The sequence below is a fragment of the Serratia sp. CMO1 genome (assembly GCF_015689115.1).
GTDB lineage: Bacteria > Pseudomonadota > Gammaproteobacteria > Enterobacterales > Enterobacteriaceae > Serratia > Serratia marcescens.
In genome coordinates, this window is record NZ_CP065032.1 from 2,660,534 (window position 1) to 2,677,043 (window position 16,510).

Consider the following 16,510-nt stretch of genomic DNA (forward strand, 5'->3'; position numbering starts at 1 on the left):
CAGCCGATTTTCAGACAATGGGCAAGGTGGCAACCTTTTACATCAGCGGAAAGGCGCCGCGTCGCCCGCCCCTTCGCGCACCACTTCCGGCGTGGATTCGGTCAGATCGATAACCGTGGTCGGCTGTTGGCCGAGGAAGCCGCCGTGGATCACCAGATCGACCACCTTGCCCAAATGATCGCTGATCTCTTCCGGATCGGACTCGGCAAAATCATTGCCCGGCAGCATCAGGGTGGTGGACATCATCGGTTCGTTCAGCGCCTCCAGCAGCGCCAATGCGATCGGGTTCGACGGCACGCGCAGGCCGATGGTTTTGCGCTTTTCATTCATCAGGCGGCGCGGCACTTCTTTGGTCGCCTTCAGAATGAACGTGTAGTGGCCCGGCGTATTGTTTTTGATCAGGCGGAAGGCCGTATTATCGACGTGCGCATAGGTCGACAATTCGGACAGATCGCGGCACATCAGGGTAAAGTTGTGGTTGCCGTCCAGTTGACGGATGCGGCAAATGCGCTCCATCGCCGCCTTCTCTTCCAGCATGCAACCCAGCGCGTAGCCGGAATCGGTGGGATAAACGATCACTCCGCCCTTGCGCAGCACCTCGACCGCCTGGTTAATCAAACGCGGCTGTGGGTTGTCCGGATGAATATAAAAAAGCTGACTCATGACTTGCTCCTAAAATAATGCCCGCGCGCGTTGCCACGCGCGTAAAATCAGACCGCCTGGCCCGGTTGCGGCCAATCGCGCCACACTGGCTCGACGCCGCCCGGCAGCCACAGCTTGCGCCCCAGTTCGATCCACGAACAAGGTTGATGGAAATCAGAGCCTTGCGAGGCCAACAGGTGGTAGTCCTGCGCGTACTTCGCCAGCTGCGCGCGCTCATGCGGCGCCTGCTGACACTGCGCCACTTCCATGGCGTCGCCGCCGTGTTCGGCGAAATGCGCCAGCAAACGTTTCAACCACTTCGCGGTCAGATCATAACGGCCGGGGTGCGCTATCACCGCCTGGCCGCCCGATTGATGAATCGCATCAATGGCTTGTTCTATTGTACACCACTGCGGCGGCACGTAGCCGGTTTTGCCTTTGGCCAGATATTTCTTGAACACCTGCGCCATGTTGTCCGCCACGCCAATCTCCACCAGGTAACGGGCGAAATGGCCGCGGGTCACCGCACCGTCCCCCGCTAACCGCTGGGCGCCGGCATAGGCGTCGGGAATGCGCGCTTTACCCAGACGTGCGCCGATCTCCTGCGCGCGCCGATGGCGACGTTCGGTTTGTTCCGCCAATAGCGCCACCAGCGCCGGGTGCGCGACGTCCACGCCCAACCCAACAATATGAATTTCATGATTTTCCCATAGCGTCGAGATTTCCACCCCGTTGACCAGCCGCAGCGGCAACGCCTGCTCCGCAATAGCGGCGGCGGCCTCAGCCAAGCCTGCGGTGGTGTCGTGATCGGTGATCGCCAGCACGCCCACGCGCATCTCTACCGCCCGCAGCACCAGCTGCGTCGGCGTCAGGTAGCCGTCGGAGGCGGTCGTGTGGCTGTGGAGGTCGTACAGAGTAAAGGCGATGGATGGGGGGTTACTGTCTGTCAAAACGGCTATCCGGCAATGGCTTGGTTTTCTATCATACCCGCGATCGGCGGCCGGACGGAAATCTATTCTGCGCCAGGCAGACGATGAATAGAATTCACGCTGACCGCTAAAACATTGTGCAAAAAGAGGGTTGACTTTGCCCTCGCGAACCAGTTAACTAGTACACAAGTTCACGGCAACGGCCGTGTCGGATGAGAGTTAACAAAGAGAGTCTGCAAATGAACACATACATTTCTCTTCACGGTTGGTGGCGTACCTCCCTCTTGCGGGCGGTGTAATCGCGCATAGCTGTCATCTGACAATGCAGATTTCCTGAGCCCGCACCTGATGCGGGCTTTTTTATGGACAGAATTCACTGGAACCACCGATGATGAACACCAAACCACAACTGACATTGCTGAAGGCGCAAGCCAGCTACCGGGGCGATCCCACCACCCTTTTCCACCAGCTGTGCGGCGCCCGTCCGGCCACCCTGCTGCTGGAGTCGGCGGAAATCAACAGCAAACAGAATCTGCAGAGCCTGCTGGTCATCGACAGCGCGCTGCGCATTACCGCACTGGGCCACACCGTCAGCGTGCAGGCGCTGACCGCCAACGGCGCAGCGCTGCTGCCGCTGCTGGACGAAGCGCTGCCGCCCGAGGTGCGCAATCAGGCGCGCCCCAACGGCCGCGAACTGACCTTCCCGGCGATCGACGCGGTGCAGGACGAAGACGCCCGCCTGCGTTCACTGTCGGTGTTCGACGCGCTGCGCACGCTGCTGACCCTGGTGGACTCCCCGGCGGACGAGCGCGAAGCCGTGATGCTGGGCGGCCTGTTCGCCTACGATTTGGTCGCCGGGTTCGAGGACCTGCCGGCACTGCGCCAGGATCAACGCTGCCCGGATTTCTGCTTCTATCTGGCGGAAACCCTGCTGGTGCTGGATCATCAACGCGGATCGGCCCGTCTGCAGGCCAGCGTCTTCAGTGAGCAGGCGAGTGAAGCGCAGCGTTTGCAGCATCGCCTGGAACAGCTGCAGGCCGAGTTGCAACAACCCCCGCAGCCGATCCCGCACCAAACGCTGGAAAACATGCAGCTGAGCTGTAACCAGAGCGACGAAGAGTACGGCGCGGTGGTCAGCGAGCTGCAGGAAGCGATCCGCCAGGGCGAGATTTTCCAGGTGGTGCCGTCGCGCCGCTTTTCCCTGCCATGCCCGGCGCCGCTGGCGGCCTACCAAACCCTAAAAGACAACAACCCCAGCCCGTACATGTTCTTCATGCAGGATGATGACTTCACCCTGTTCGGCGCTTCGCCGGAGAGCGCGCTGAAATACGACGCGGGCAATCGCCAAATCGAAATCTACCCGATCGCCGGCACTCGCCCACGCGGCCGCCGCGCCGATGGTTCGCTGGATCTGGATCTCGACAGCCGCATCGAGCTGGAAATGCGCACCGACCACAAAGAGCTGGCCGAGCACCTGATGCTGGTCGATCTGGCGCGCAACGATCTGGCGCGCATCTGCCAGGCCGGCAGCCGCTACGTGGCCGACCTGACCAAGGTGGACCGCTATTCATTCGTCATGCACCTGGTTTCCCGGGTGGTGGGCACCCTGCGCGCCGATCTCGACGTGCTGCACGCCTACCAGGCCTGCATGAACATGGGCACCCTCAGCGGCGCGCCGAAAGTGCGGGCGATGCAGCTGATCGCCGCCTCCGAAGGCACGCGCCGCGGCAGCTACGGCGGCGCGGTGGGCTACTTCACCGCCACCGGCGATCTGGATACCTGCATCGTCATTCGCTCCGCCTACGTTGAAGACGGCATCGCCACCGTGCAGGCCGGTGCCGGCGTGGTGCTGGATTCCGTCCCGCAGGCGGAAGCCGACGAAACCCGTAATAAAGCCCGTGCCGTGCTGCGCGCCATCGCCACTGCGCACCATGCCAAGGAGGTGTTCTGATGGCCGATATCCTGCTGCTCGACAACGTCGATTCCTTTACCTACAACCTGGTCGATCAGCTGCGCGCCAGCGGCCACCAGGTGGTGATTTACCGTAATCAGATCGCCGCCGAGGTGATCATCGAGCGTCTGCAACAGATGGAACAGCCGGTGCTGATGCTGTCGCCCGGTCCCGGCACGCCGTCCGAAGCGGGCTGTATGCCGGAACTGCTGCAGCGTCTGCGCGGCCAACTGCCGATCATCGGCATCTGCCTCGGCCACCAGGCGATCGTCGAAGCCTATGGCGGCCAGGTCGGCCAGGCGGGCGAGATCCTGCACGGCAAAGCCTCGGCGATCGCTCACGATGGCGAAGGCATGTTCGCCGGTATGGCCAATCCGCTGCCGGTGGCGCGCTACCACTCGCTGGTCGGCAGCAATATCCCGGCCGATCTCACCGTCAACGCCCGTTTCGGCGAAATGGTGATGGCGGTGCGCGACGACCGCCGCCGCGTGTGCGGCTTCCAGTTCCACCCGGAATCGATTCTGACCACCCACGGCGCGCGCCTGCTTGAGCAGACCCTGGCCTGGGCGCTGGCGAAGTAATATAAGGAACACGACGATGCAACCTATTCTTGAGAAACTGTACCGCGCCGAGTCGATGAGCCAGCAGGAAAGCCAACAGCTGTTCAGCGCCATCGTGCGCGGCGAGCTGGAGCCGAGCCAACTGGCGGCGGCGTTGATCAGCATGAAAGTCCGCGGCGAGCGCCCGGAAGAGATCGCCGGCGCCGCCAAAGCGCTGCTGGACGACGCTCAGCCGTTCCCGCGCCCTGACTATCTGTTCGCCGATATCGTCGGCACCGGCGGCGACGGCACCAACAGCATCAATATTTCCACCGCCAGCGCCTTCGTGGCGGCGGCGTGCGGCGCGAAGATCGCCAAACACGGCAACCGCAGCGTCTCCAGCCGTTCCGGCTCTTCGGATCTGCTGGCGGCGTTCGGCATCCGCCTGGATCTGCCGGCGGAAGAAGCGCGCAAGGCGCTGGACGATCTCGGCGTGTGCTTCCTGTTCGCGCCGCAGTACCACACCGGTTTTCGTCACGCCATGCCGGTGCGCCAGCAGTTGAAGACCCGCACGCTGTTCAACGTGCTGGGCCCGCTGATCAACCCGGCGCGCCCGCCGCTGGCGCTGATCGGCGTTTACAGCCCGGAACTGGTGCTGCCGATTGCCGAAACCCTGCGCGTGCTGGGTTATCAGCGTGCGGCGGTGGTTCACGGCGGCGGCATGGACGAGGTGGCGATCCACGCTCCGACGCACGTAGCGGAATTGAACAACGGCGAAATCAGCAGCTACCAGCTCACGCCGCAGTCCTTCGGATTGGAAACCTATCCGCTGGAAGCCTTGCTGGGCGGCACGCCGGAAGAAAACCGTGACATTTTGGCGCGGCTGTTACAAGGTAAAGGCGAGCCGGCGCACGCCGCGGCGGTCGCGGCCAACGTCGCGTTGCTTCTGAAGTTATTCGGACATGAAGACCTGCGCCAAAATGCGCGGCAGGCACTGGATATGATCAACAGCGGGCAGGCCTATGAGCGTGTCATCGCACTGGCGGCAAGAGGATAAATGATGCAGGAAACCGTGCTACACAAGATTGTCCGCGACAAAGCGCAATGGATCGCGGCGCGACAACAGCAACAGCCCCTGGCCGGCTTTCAGAACGACATCGTACCGAGTGAACGCAGCTTTTATCACGCGCTGCAGGGCACCCGGACGGCTTTCATTCTCGAATGCAAGAAGGCCTCGCCTTCCAAAGGGCTGATTCGCGAAAACTTTGATCCGGTAGAGATCGCCACGGTGTATAAAGATTTCGCCTCGGCGATCTCGGTGCTGACCGACGAGAAAAACTTCCAGGGCAGCTTCGATTTCCTGCCGCTGGTCAGTAAAACCGTCAGCCAACCGGTGTTGTGCAAAGACTTTATCATCGATCCGTATCAGATTTACCTGGCGCGCTACTATCAGGCCGATGCCATCCTGCTGATGCTGTCGGTGTTGACCGACGACCAGTATCGCCAGCTGGCTGCGGTGGCTCACAGCCTGAATATGGGCGTGCTGACCGAAGTGATCAGTGAAGAAGAGCTGCAGCGCGCGATCGCGCTGGAAGCGCGCGTGGTCGGCATCAATAATCGCGATCTGCGCGATCTGAGCATCGATCTGGACCGCACTCGCCAACTGGCGCCGCGCGTGCCGCATGGCGTGACGGTGATCAGCGAGTCAGGCATCAACAACTATGGGCAGATCCGCGAGCTGAGCCATTACGCCAACGGTTTCCTGATCGGTAGCGCGCTGATGTCTGAACCCGATCTGCGCGCCGCCGTGCGCCGCGTGATCCTGGGCGACAACAAAGTGTGCGGCCTGACCCGTCCGCAGGACGCCGCCGCCGCGTATCAGGCCGGCGCCATCTACGGCGGGCTGATTTTCGTTGGCCGTTCACCGCGCTATGTGGATATCACCCGCGCCCGCGAAGTGATTTCCGGCGCGCCGCTGAAATACGTCGGCGTGTTCTGCGACGCCCAGGTCGATACCGTGGCGTTGACCGTTGAGCGCCTCGGCCTGCATGCGGTGCAATTGCACGGCGCGGAAGACCAGGCTTATATCAACGCCCTGCGCGCCCGCTTGCCGGCTGATTGCCGCATCTGGAAAGCGCTGAGCGTGAAAGATCGGGTGCCGGCGCGCGATCTGCAGCATGTCGATCGCTACCTGCTCGACAACGGCGCCGGCGGCACCGGCCAACGCTTCGACTGGTCGGTATTGCAAGGCGAAGATCTGACTAACGTGATGCTGGCGGGCGGCCTGCGCGCCGACAACTGCGTCGAAGCGGCCAAGCTCGGCTGCGCCGGGCTGGACTTCAACTCCGGCGTGGAAAGCGAACCGGGCATCAAAGATCCCGCGCGCCTGGCCTCGGTCTTCCAGACCCTGCGCGCCTACTGAATACGGCTCTATATTAATAACGGATAATAACGGGAACTCTCATGACGCTGCTTAACCCCTACTTCGGCGAATTTGGTGGCCAATACGTGCCGCAAATTCTGATGCCGGCCCTGAAACAACTGGAAGAAGCCTTTGTCAGCGCCCAGCGCGATCCGGCGTTTCAAGCGGAATTTATCGATCTGTTGAAGAACTACGCGGGCCGCCCGACGGCGCTGACGCTGTGCAAAAACCTCACCGCCGGCAGCAACACCAAGCTTTATCTGAAGCGTGAAGACCTGCTGCACGGCGGCGCGCACAAGACCAACCAGGTGCTGGGCCAGGCGTTGCTGGCCAAGCGCATGGGCAAAACCGAGATCATCGCGGAAACCGGCGCCGGCCAACACGGCGTCGCGTCGGCGCTGGCCTGCGCGCTGCTCGGCCTGAAATGCCGCATCTATATGGGCGCCAAAGACGTCGAGCGCCAGTCGCCGAACGTGTTCCGCATGCGGCTGATGGGCGCGGAAGTGATCCCGGTGCACAGCGGCTCCGCCACCCTGAAAGACGCCTGCAACGAAGCGTTGCGCGACTGGTCCGGCAGCTATGAAACCGCGCACTACATGCTCGGCACCGCCGCCGGCCCGCATCCGTACCCGACTATCGTGCGTGAATTCCAGCGCATGATCGGCGAAGAAACCAAAGCGCAGGTGCTGGAGCGCGAAGGCCGTCTGCCGGATGCGGTCATCGCCTGCGTCGGCGGCGGCTCCAACGCCATCGGTATGTTCGCCGACTTTATCGATGATGCCGATGTCGGGCTGATCGGCGTGGAACCCGCCGGTCTGGGCATCGAGACCGGCCAGCACGGCGCGCCGCTGAAGCACGGCCACGTCGGCATCTACTTCGGTATGAAAGCGCCGATGATGCAGACCGCCGAAGGCCAGATTGAAGAATCCTATTCAATCTCCGCCGGGTTGGACTTCCCGTCCGTCGGGCCGCAACACGCCTTCCTGAACAGCATCGGCCGCGCCGAATACGTGTCGATCACCGACGACGAAGCGCTGGAAGCGTTCAAGGCGCTGTCGCGCCATGAAGGCATCATCCCGGCGCTGGAATCCTCGCACGCCCTGGCGCACGCGCTGAAAATGATCCGTGAAACGCCGCAGAAAGAACAGATCCTGGTGGTCAACCTGTCCGGCCGCGGCGACAAAGACATATTTACCGTTCACGACATTTTGAAAGCACGGGGAGAAATCTGATGGAACGTTATCAGCAACTGTTCAAACGCCTGGAAAGCAACAAGGAAGGCGCCTTCGTCCCGTTCGTGACGCTGGGCGATCCTAATCCGACGCTGTCGCTGCAGATTATCGATACCCTGATCGAAGCCGGCGCGGACGCGCTGGAGCTGGGCATCCCCTTCTCCGATCCGCTGGCGGATGGCCCAACCATCCAGAGCGCGACGCTGCGCGCTTTCGCCGCCGGCGTCACGCCGACCCAGTGCTTCGAGATGCTGGCGGCCATCCGCCAGAAGCACCCGACCATTCCCATCGGCCTGCTGATGTACGCCAATCTGGTGTTCCATAAAGGCATCGATGCGTTTTACCAACGCTGCGCCGAAGTGGGCGTGGATTCGGTGCTGGTCGCCGACGTGCCGTTTGAAGAGTCTGCGCCGTTCCGCGCCGCCGCCGCTCGCCACGGTATCGCACCGATCTTTATCTGCCCGCCGAACGCCGATGACGATCTGCTGCGTGAAATCGCGTCGCACGGCCGCGGTTACACCTACCTGCTGTCGCGCGCCGGGGTGACCGGCACCGAAAGCCGGGCGCAGTTGCCGTTGCACCACCTGGTGAACACGCTGCGCGAGTATCACGCCGCGCCGCCGCTGCAGGGCTTCGGCATCTCCGAACCCGAGCAGGTGAAGGCGGCGCTGCAGGCCGGCGCCGCCGGCGCGATCTCCGGCTCGGCAATCGTCAAAATCATCGAACAGCACCATGCCGACCCGGCGGAGATGCTGACCAGGCTGGCGGCCTTCGTCAGCAATATGAAGCGCGCCACCCGGGCGTGATCCTCTTTAGCGAGCGCCCTGCCGGCGCTCGCTTTAACAGCTTGTTTCCCCTCAAAGTTTGTTCCATTTATTTACATCAAAAATTTGAACAAACCCAGGTCTTGTCTCACAATGAACGTTGTTCGCTATGCATTTCTTCGTTTGATTTGGGGAATGCGCTCGCTGCGGCGAAAAACCGTAGCGAATTTCAACCATAACATTGCATGGAGAGTAATTTATGAAGCTGTTTAAAACCCTTTCAGCCTTGTGCATGGCAGCCGTTGTGGCGGTCGCGGTGAGCGCTTGCGCGCCGACGGCAAAATCAGAGGGAACAGGCGGTTATATCGATGACACCGTGGTCACCACCAAAGTGAAATCGGCGTTGCTGGCGGATAAAAACATCAAGTCACGCGAGATCAGCGTAGAAACCTTTAAAGGGCGCGTACAGCTGAGCGGCTTCGTGACCTCCAGCGATGACGCCAACCGTGCGGTGCAGGTCACACGCGGCGTGGCCGGCGTGAAATCGGTTGAAAACGTGATGCAGGTTAAATAATACCGACACAGGGAGGCGCAACGCCTCCCTGCTTGCGGCCTTCATCAGAAGCGGTAACCCGCCCCGAACATGAACACCCACGGATCCAGACGCGTATCGAAGCTGTGGTGCCCACCGTTCGCATCGTTGAAGCGAGTTTTGGTTTCGATGTTCATCCACCACACCGACATGTTCAGCATCCAGTGCTCATCCAGGTTGTAATCCAGGCCAGCCTGCGCCGCCACGCCCCAGGAATCTTTCAGATCGAGGTCGCTCAACCCGGCGCTTTTGCCGTAGTCGTTGAACTTCTCGTCGAAGAAGGTGGTGTAGTTAACGCCGACGCCCAGGTAAGGACGCAGTTTGTCCTGCTTGTCGCCGAAATAGTATTGCGCCATCAGCGTAGGCGGCAGTTGGTGAACGGTCGCCAAATCAGTGCCGCCCAGCGTCACCTTGTGGCGGAATGGCGTTGCGGCCAACAACTCAACACCGATGTTGTCCGTCACCATGTAACCGAAGGTCAGACCGAGCTGAGTGTTGTTTTTCGCATCCAGCGAACCCAACCCCAGTACGTTGTCCGAACCTGCATTTGGACGCACCGTCGCGGTGCCCGCGCGGAACAGGAAATCACCGGCCTGATGCGCACTTGCCAACATAGGCGCCATCATCGTCGCCAATACCATCAGAGTTGTCTTTTTCATTATCCATTCCATTTGTGTGGTTAATCGCTCGAGGGGGAATATACCTACTTTCGGGTATTTGTGATCCCATCGAGATCACATCTTATGTGTAAAAATTTAAAATCCCACCAAAAACAAGGTTACCTAACCGTCTAATAAATCAAGGGTTGATCTGCATCAAAAAAACGATTTTGTTGCAAATTATCTACATGTTCAAATTTCTGTTGCGGAGAAAAATGCGGCTGAGGTAATTTCATTTTCCGTGTTGGTTTTGGTTGGTGCCGTGAGGAGTCGGTGGGCAATCAAGATGAGCGAAATCCTTAATCCCTGTGTCAGCTGCGGCGCATGCTGCGGTTATTTTCGAGTGTCATTCTATTGGGCCGAAGCCGAAGACGGCGGCGGCACCGTTCCCCTTTCCTTAACAGAGCCTTTGACCCCGTTCCTGCGCTGCATGCAGGGGACCAACAGCAAGTCCCCCCGCTGCAGCGCGCTAGACGGTGAAATAGGTAAAGCCGTTTCCTGCTCGATCTACCTTAATCGGCCCAGCCCGTGCAGGGAGTTCGATCAGTCCGGTGAAAACGGCCTGCGCAACGAAGCCTGCGATCGCGCCCGGGAACGCTACGGCCTGCCGCCCTTGCCGGTGCCCTTGCCGCTATCGCTGTCTGACGCGACGATCGTTGAAGAAATAGGCGTAGTGCAATTCGCGGGGTGCCACAGCGGCGTGGAACAGGGTACAATCACCCACTGATTTATCTCTGTTTTCCCGACGCCAAGGAGTCTGCATGCCTATCACGGCCAACGCTTTGTACCGTGACAGTTTTAACTTTTTACGCAACCAACTGGCCAGCATCCTGATGCTGGCTTTGTTGACGGCGTTTATCTCCGTGCTGCTGAATCAGGCCTTCAGCCCTGATGCCGAACAGTTGGCGACGCTCGCTGCCACCACCAGCGATTTTGCTTCGTCTACCGGCATGGGCATTCAGGAAGTGATCCAGCAGATGACGCCGGAACAGCAGATGGTGTTGCTGAAAGTGTCGGCGGCCGCCACCTTCTCTGCGCTGGTCGGCAACGTGCTGCTGGTCGGCGGGATGCTGACGCTGATCCGTCTGGTGTCGCAAGGGCAACGCACCAGCGCCCTGCGCGCGCTCGGCGCCTCGGCGCCCGACTTGCCGCGCCTGCTGCTGCTGCTGTTTATCTGCACCCTGCTGATCCAGCTCGGCCTGACGCTGTTTGTGGTGCCGGGCGTGCTGATGGCGATCGCCTTCGCGCTGGCGCCGGTGATCGCCTCCGTCGATAAAAAAGGCGTGTTCGCTTCGCTCAAGCTGAGCAGCAAATTGGCCTTCGCCAATGCGCGCGTGCTGGTGCCGGCGATGATGCTGTGGCTGGCGGCCAAGCTGCTGGTGCTGTTCCTGGTGAGCCATCTGTCGGTGCTGACGCCGAACGTCGCCAGCGTGGTGCTGACCGCGTTGAGCAATCTGGTCTCCGCTCTGCTGCTGATCTACCTGTTCCGGCTGTATATGCTGCTGCGCGGCTAACGCCGGCGTCAGCAAAAACCAAGGGGCGCGCTTCGGCGCGCCCCTTTTTTTGTTTACCCCACCACGGCGGCTTCCGCCTGCTCCTTACTCTGAATCAGCTTCAGCGCCAGATACAGATCCGGCACCAAAATCAACTCTTTATCGCGCCCTAAGCGGTTGATGCGGAACCAACGCGTCAGCTCGGTGCGGCGCCCCGCCAGCACCAGCTTTACGTTACGCTGTAACAGGTCGCGTTTCAGTTCGTCGATGGCCGCCAGCACGCTGATATCGGCATGGGTGAAACTGGCCACCGCATCCACCACCACCCAACGTGGCTGGAACGGTGTGCCGTCGACCAAATTGAGGATACGGCGTTTGAAATACGCCACGTTGAAATAGGTCAGCGGCGAATTGAAGCGATACATCATGACGCCAGGTACCGCCTTCACCCCATTGTTATTGCCCATGGAATGGATCATGCCTTCATCGTTGACGCCCAGCAGCTGTTCCGTCGGCCGGAAGACGGTGCGCAAAAACTGCATCAGCCCCAGCAACACCGCCAGCCCGATGCCGCTGATCACTCCCACCAGCAACACGCTGAGGAAGGTAAACAGCGCCAGACGGAACGCCTGCGCGTTGCGACGGCGCAAGATCCAGATGCCACGGATGTCCAGCAGCGACCAGGCCGCATACATCAGCACCACACCCAATCCCGCCACCGGAATAAACTGCAGCGGCGCCATCAGGAACAGCAAGACAAAGGCGATGACCGCGGCGGCGATGATCGACACCAGTTGGCTCTTGCCGCCGTTGGCATCATTCACCGCGGTGCGCGAATCCGCGCCGCTGATGGCGAAACCTTGCGACAGCGCAGAGACGATATTCACCAGCCCCAGCGCGCGAAACTCGGCGTCGGCGTTTACCTCATAACCGTTTTTGGCGGCGAAGCTGCGGGCGGTGAGCATCATGCTGACAAAGCTCACCACCGCCAGGTTAAGCGCCGGGATCACCATGTCGCGCAGCAAACCGGGCTGGAAGTCCGGCCACTGGACGATCGGCAGCACGCCGCTGAAACCGCCCACCGTCACCACGCCATGCTGCTGCAGGCCGCCCGCCCAGGTCACGAACGCCGCCAGCACGATAGCGAACAGCGGCGCCGGCCAGTTAGGCCGCCATTTTTTAAATCCAAGCAGCGTCACCAGCGTCAGCAACGACACCGCCATCGTCAGCCAGTCGCTGTGCAGCAAGTTACCGGGCAGCGCATAGATGCGCTCGATCAGCTGTGCCGGGCGCACCGTGAACCCCAACACCTTGCCGATCTGATCGACAATAATGGTGATCGCCACCCCGTTCAGCAGCCCGCTGAGGATCGGCCGCGACAGCAAATCCGCCAGCGCCCCCAGCTTGAACCGGCTGGCCAGCAGGCACCAGCCGCCCATCATGGCGGTCATCATAATGGTCAGTTGCCAATGGCGTTCCATATTGCCCGCTGCCAGCGGCGTCACCACTGCGGCGATCACCGCGCAGGTGGCGGCGTCGGGCCCGACGATCAGCTGGCGCGACGAGCCGAACAGCGCGTAGGCCATCATCGGCAAGATACAGGAGTAGAGCCCCACTACCGGGCTGACCCCGGCCAGTTCGGCGTAGGCGATAGCCACCGGGAGGGCGACGGCGGCGACGGAAAGGCCGGCGCGAATATCCGGCTTGAGCCAGCTGCGTTGATAGCCCAATAAATGCGTCAAACCAGGCGTCAGGGCCTGGAGAGATTTCCACTGCATGTTGTTTTCCGCGATAAATTATCTGGTTATTATGACGCTTACTATGCGGCCTGCGGCCCGCGCTGGCAATCTGCCGGCGCTTTCTTGCGTAAGTTTATGCAAATTCCTGCTTTCGCGGCAGAAATCCGCCGGCCAAACGCCGATAATCGGCAACGCCCGGCGGTACACAGAGCTCGCCGAATCCGGTATAGTCGGCCGATGAACAGATGATGGATTGATTTATGAAGCAGTTTCTTGATTTCCTCCCGCTAATTGTCTTTTTCGCTTTTTACAAGCTGTACGACATTTACGTCGCTTCCGGCGCGTTAATTGTCGCCACCGCGCTGGCGCTGGTGTTCACCTGGGTGAAATACCGCAAGGTCGAGAAGATGACGCTGATCACCTTCCTGATGGTGCTGGTGTTCGGCACCCTGACGCTGGTGTTCCACAACGATTTGTTCATCAAATGGAAGGTCACGGTGATTTACGCGCTGTTCGCGCTGGCGCTGCTGATCAGCCAATGGGTGCTCAAAAAACCGCTGGTTCAGCGCATGCTGGGCAAAGAGCTGACGCTGCCGGACAAAGTGTGGAGCAACCTTAACCTGGCCTGGGCGATCTTCTTCCTGGCCTGCGGCCTGGCGAACATCTATGTCGCCTTCTGGCTGCCGCAAAGCGTCTGGGTCAATTTCAAAGTCTTTGGCCTGACGGTACTGACGCTGGTCTTCACCCTCCTCAGCGGTATCTATATTTACCGGCACATGCCGGAAGAACAGAAAAAATAGTTACAAAATTGTTAATGCCTGCGGCGCTTGCCGCGGGCAGTATGATGTTATTCCCTCCTTTTAAAAGCAGACTGCTATGACACAACAACGACCTTTACCCAGCGGCGAGCTGGTGCTGCGCACGCTGGCGATGCCGGCCGATACCAATGCCAACGGTGATATCTTCGGCGGCTGGCTGATGTCGCAAATGGATATCGGCGGCGCCATCCAGGCCAAAGAGATCGCCGAAGGGCGCGTGGTGACGGTGCGCGTAGACGGCATGACCTTCCTGAAACCGGTGGCGGTAGGCGACGTGGTTTGCTGCTATGCGCATTGCATCCGCACCGGGCGCAGCTCGATCACCATTAATATCGAAGTGTGGGTAAAGAAAGTTTCTTCCGCCCCGATCGGCCAGCGTTACCGGGCGACCGAAGCGGTGTTCACCTATGTGGCGGTCGATGCGGAAGGCAACTCGCGCGCGCTGCCCGAGGGCAAAATGAACTTCCGCGTCGGCTTCGAAGAGTAAGCCTGCGGCTGCGCCGCAAATGCAACAAGGGTCGCCTCGGCGACCCTTTCTTTTTGGTGTGACCGAACTCAGTTCAATTCGGTGGTGCCGTTCAGCTTGAAGCGGATAGTGACGGTGCGATCTTTCGCTTCTTTGGCTTCATAGCGCCATTTACGCATCGCCTGCTTCACTTCACGCTCGAACATATTGCGCGGTTCGGCCGACAAGATACGCACGTTGCTGACGCGCCCGTCGCTGTCGATATCGAACTGTACCCGCACGTTGCCTTCGATCTGCAAAGCCTGAGCCCGCGGTGGATAGAGCGGATTGGCGCGGCTGATCGGCCTCGGCCCGACCTCGCGTGAGTTGCCCTGCACCGGCGCGGCAGGCGCCTGTTTCACCGGCGCTTTGTCGATCGGCTTGGCCGGCGAATCGTTGTTGAACGGCGACGGTTCGCGCGGCTCGACTTTTTTCGGCTCCGGTTTGACCTGTTTTTCGACCTTCGGCTTCGGCTTAGGTTTTGGTTTCGGCTTGACCGGCTCCGGCTTCACGATCGCCTTTGGCGGCGGCTCCACGATAGGTTCCGGTTCTGGCTCCGGCTCAGGTTCGACCTGCGGCGGCTCCGGCTCGGCCGGCGCCGGCGGTGGCGGTTCGGCCATCGCGGCGGTGTTGACCATCATGACGCTGATCGGCGCGTCCTCTGGCTTCGGCAGCTCCACCACTTCTTTTACCGAAGCGTAAAGCAATCCCGCCACCAGGGCGCTGTGCAAGCCTACGGATAAGACGAAAGGCACGGATATACGGCGATTAAGGAACATCTTTTTTAGCGGCATAATGATTCTGTTTCCTCTGGTTCGCCAAGTTTAAATGCAAATAGCAATCATATTCAATAACGAAAGGCAAACTATCGCTTTAATCGTCAGTATGCGCGGCTAAAACCAGCAAACTCATAAGGATATTAACCTGGCCGTTGCTTTTTTACCGCCGGGGCGACACGCTTCATTAACGTTTGGCCAGGCGTCAAAAAGTAAAAAACCCGCCGGAGCGGGTTAATTGCGGTGAGTCAGCGTTATTCTTCATCGCCATAGTAAAGCACGCCCAGCTTGATCAGCGGCCGCCCTTGCGCCTTACGGTGCAGGTTGGTGTCACGCAGCGAATAGACGCAGCCGCAGTATTCCTGCTGATAGAAGCGTTCGCGCTTGCTGATCTCTATCATGCGCGACGAACCGCCCTTCTTGCGCCAGTTGTAATCCCAGTACACCAGATCGGGATACTTTTCCGCCGCGCGGATGCCGCAGTCGGTGATCTGCTGCATGTTCTTCCAACGCGAGATGCCCAGCGAGCTGGAGATAGTGTCGTAACCATGTTCATGCGCATACAGCGCCGTGCGCTCGAAACGCATGTCAAAACACATGGTGCAACGAATGCCGCGCTCCGGCTCATTCTCCATCCCCTTGGCGCGGGCGAACCAGTTGTCGGTGTCGTAATCGGCATCGATAATCGGCACCCCGTGCTGCTCGGCGAAACGGATGTTCTCTTCTTTACGCAGCAGATACTCTTTTTGCGGGTGAATGTTGGGGTTATAGAAGAAAATGGCGTACTCGATCCCGGAGGCCTGAATCGCTTCCATCACCTCGCCGGAACAGGGCGCGCAGCATGAATGCAGCAGCAGTTTTTTTTTGCCCGCCGGCAAATCGAGTTTTTCCCTTACCAGTTCCGTCATGTCCTCACCTCAATGGCATATCAGTTTAAGCGCGCCGCACTATACGAATAAAAAGTAGCGGCTTCAAGGCATAAGCGCCAATCCGCCGGGAAATTCGCCCGATGCCGTTCCCCTGCCGCGCCTTTTGCGCTACCTTGGTAGCACCGTTTTATAGCCATGATTTTAAAGGTGAAACATGCTTTATCTGATCTACGCGCAAGACGTCCCCAACTCGCTGGAAAACCGTCTGGCGGTGCGCCCGGCGCACCTGGCGCGCCTGCAGGCGCTGCGCGACGCCGGCCGCCTGGTGGTCGCCGGCCCTAACCCGGCCATCGACAGCAACGATCCCGGCGCCGCCGGCTTTACCGGTTCGACGGTGATCGCCGAATTCGCCTCGCTGGCGGAAGCCCAGGCCTGGGCGCAGCAGGATCCGTACGTCGCCGCCGGCGTCTATGCCGACGTGACGGTGAAACCGTTCAAACAGGTGTTCTGATCTCCAGCCCTCCGAATACCGGGAACGCCCCGCGATACAGCGTTCCCGGCGCTAGCCACATCTCTGCGT

General features: G+C 60.2%; 16 protein-coding genes, 1 pseudogene and 1 other annotated feature. Of the genes and pseudogenes, 11 read left to right on the top strand and 6 right to left on the bottom strand.

All coding sequences use genetic code 11. The annotated features are described in order from the left end of the window. Positions 1-42: 42 nt before the first annotated feature. Together IT763_RS12645 and IT763_RS12650 are read right to left on the bottom strand one after the other, a co-directional pair. Positions 43-663, bottom strand: a complete 621-nt coding sequence (locus IT763_RS12645) for an L-threonylcarbamoyladenylate synthase (RefSeq protein ID WP_016927522.1) — start codon at positions 661-663, stop codon at positions 43-45. A gap of 47 nt (positions 664-710) precedes the next feature. Further along, positions 711-1,592: a PHP domain-containing protein gene (locus IT763_RS12650; protein ID WP_049299405.1), complete on the bottom strand. Its 882-nt coding sequence runs from the start codon at positions 1,590-1,592 to the stop codon at positions 711-713. Positions 1,593-1,831: 239 nt separating this feature from the next. Continuing rightward, positions 1,832-1,935, top strand: a sequence feature (Trp leader region). A gap of 24 nt (positions 1,936-1,959) precedes the next feature. Here IT763_RS12650 and IT763_RS12655 point away from each other — a divergent pair. From IT763_RS12655 to IT763_RS12685, 6 genes and pseudogenes are all read left to right on the top strand, one after another. Beyond that, complete coding sequence (locus IT763_RS12655) at positions 1,960-3,522, top strand: anthranilate synthase component 1 (RefSeq protein WP_060444691.1); 1,563 nt, start codon at positions 1,960-1,962, stop codon at positions 3,520-3,522. Then, a pseudogene (gene trpD, locus IT763_RS23370) lies at positions 3,522-5,118 on the top strand (bifunctional anthranilate synthase glutamate amidotransferase component TrpG/anthranilate phosphoribosyltransferase TrpD). The gene IT763_RS12655 and the pseudogene trpD overlap by 1 nt, the downstream one beginning before the upstream one ends. A 3-nt stretch (positions 5,119-5,121) precedes the next feature. Then, complete coding sequence (gene trpCF / locus IT763_RS12670) at positions 5,122-6,483, top strand: bifunctional indole-3-glycerol-phosphate synthase TrpC/phosphoribosylanthranilate isomerase TrpF (protein ID WP_206195459.1); 1,362 nt, start codon at positions 5,122-5,124, stop codon at positions 6,481-6,483. A 41-nt stretch (positions 6,484-6,524) separates the two neighbouring features. Continuing rightward, positions 6,525-7,715: a tryptophan synthase subunit beta gene (gene trpB, locus IT763_RS12675; protein ID WP_016927517.1), complete on the top strand. Its 1,191-nt coding sequence runs from the start codon at positions 6,525-6,527 to the stop codon at positions 7,713-7,715. Then, the gene (trpA, locus tag IT763_RS12680) at positions 7,715-8,521 is read left to right on the top strand and encodes a tryptophan synthase subunit alpha (protein WP_016927516.1); all 807 of its coding nucleotides are present in this window, start codon (positions 7,715-7,717) and stop codon (positions 8,519-8,521) included. The genes trpB and trpA overlap by 1 nt, the downstream gene beginning before the upstream one ends. 217 nt (positions 8,522-8,738) lie before the next feature. Then, positions 8,739-9,053 (top strand): BON domain-containing protein, encoded by a 315-nt coding sequence (locus tag IT763_RS12685; RefSeq protein WP_016927515.1) that lies wholly within the window; start codon positions 8,739-8,741, stop codon positions 9,051-9,053. Between the two features lie 44 nt (positions 9,054-9,097). On the opposite strand, the gene ompW is transcribed toward IT763_RS12685, so the two are convergent. Further along, positions 9,098-9,730 carry an outer membrane protein OmpW gene (gene ompW / locus IT763_RS12690; protein ID WP_016927514.1) on the bottom strand — a complete coding sequence of 211 codons (633 nt, stop codon included), beginning with the start codon at positions 9,728-9,730 and terminating at the stop codon, positions 9,098-9,100. A 286-nt stretch (positions 9,731-10,016) separates the two neighbouring features. Between ompW and IT763_RS12695 the strand changes: the two genes are divergently transcribed. Then, positions 10,017-10,457, top strand: coding sequence for a YkgJ family cysteine cluster protein (locus IT763_RS12695; RefSeq protein ID WP_049299411.1), 441 nt, complete (start codon positions 10,017-10,019; stop codon positions 10,455-10,457). A gap of 34 nt (positions 10,458-10,491) precedes the next feature. Next, the gene (locus tag IT763_RS12700) at positions 10,492-11,244 is read left to right on the top strand and encodes a YciC family protein (protein ID WP_016927513.1); all 753 of its coding nucleotides are present in this window, start codon (positions 10,492-10,494) and stop codon (positions 11,242-11,244) included. A 53-nt stretch (positions 11,245-11,297) separates the two neighbouring features. Here the strand turns inward: IT763_RS12700 and IT763_RS12705 are convergent, their stop codons facing one another. Beyond that, positions 11,298-13,001: a SulP family inorganic anion transporter gene (locus tag IT763_RS12705; protein WP_016927512.1), complete on the bottom strand. Its 1,704-nt coding sequence runs from the start codon at positions 12,999-13,001 to the stop codon at positions 11,298-11,300. Positions 13,002-13,222: 221 nt separating this feature from the next. Here IT763_RS12705 and IT763_RS12710 point away from each other — a divergent pair, with 221 nt between their 5' ends. Both IT763_RS12710 and yciA read left to right on the top strand, forming a co-directional pair. Then, positions 13,223-13,762, top strand: a complete 540-nt coding sequence (locus IT763_RS12710) for a septation protein A (RefSeq protein WP_016927511.1) — start codon at positions 13,223-13,225, stop codon at positions 13,760-13,762. Positions 13,763-13,838: 76 nt separating this feature from the next. After that, on the top strand, positions 13,839-14,267 hold the full coding sequence (gene yciA / locus IT763_RS12715; RefSeq protein ID WP_004932085.1) for an acyl-CoA thioester hydrolase YciA: 429 nt from the start codon (positions 13,839-13,841) through the stop codon (positions 14,265-14,267). A 68-nt stretch (positions 14,268-14,335) separates the two neighbouring features. Here the strand turns inward: yciA and tonB are convergent, their stop codons facing one another. Both tonB and IT763_RS12725 read right to left on the bottom strand, forming a co-directional pair. Continuing rightward, the gene (gene tonB / locus IT763_RS12720) at positions 14,336-15,079 is read right to left on the bottom strand and encodes a TonB system transport protein TonB (protein ID WP_016927510.1); all 744 of its coding nucleotides are present in this window, start codon (positions 15,077-15,079) and stop codon (positions 14,336-14,338) included. Between the two features lie 236 nt (positions 15,080-15,315). Further along, a complete protein-coding gene (locus tag IT763_RS12725) occupies positions 15,316-15,969 on the bottom strand; it encodes an epoxyqueuosine reductase QueH (RefSeq protein WP_016927509.1) in 654 nt (217 codons plus the stop codon). A 175-nt stretch (positions 15,970-16,144) separates the two neighbouring features. Between IT763_RS12725 and IT763_RS12730 the strand changes: the two genes are divergently transcribed. Then, positions 16,145-16,441, top strand: coding sequence for a YciI family protein (locus tag IT763_RS12730; RefSeq protein ID WP_016927508.1), 297 nt, complete (start codon positions 16,145-16,147; stop codon positions 16,439-16,441). The last annotated feature ends 69 nt before the right edge of the window (positions 16,442-16,510 follow it).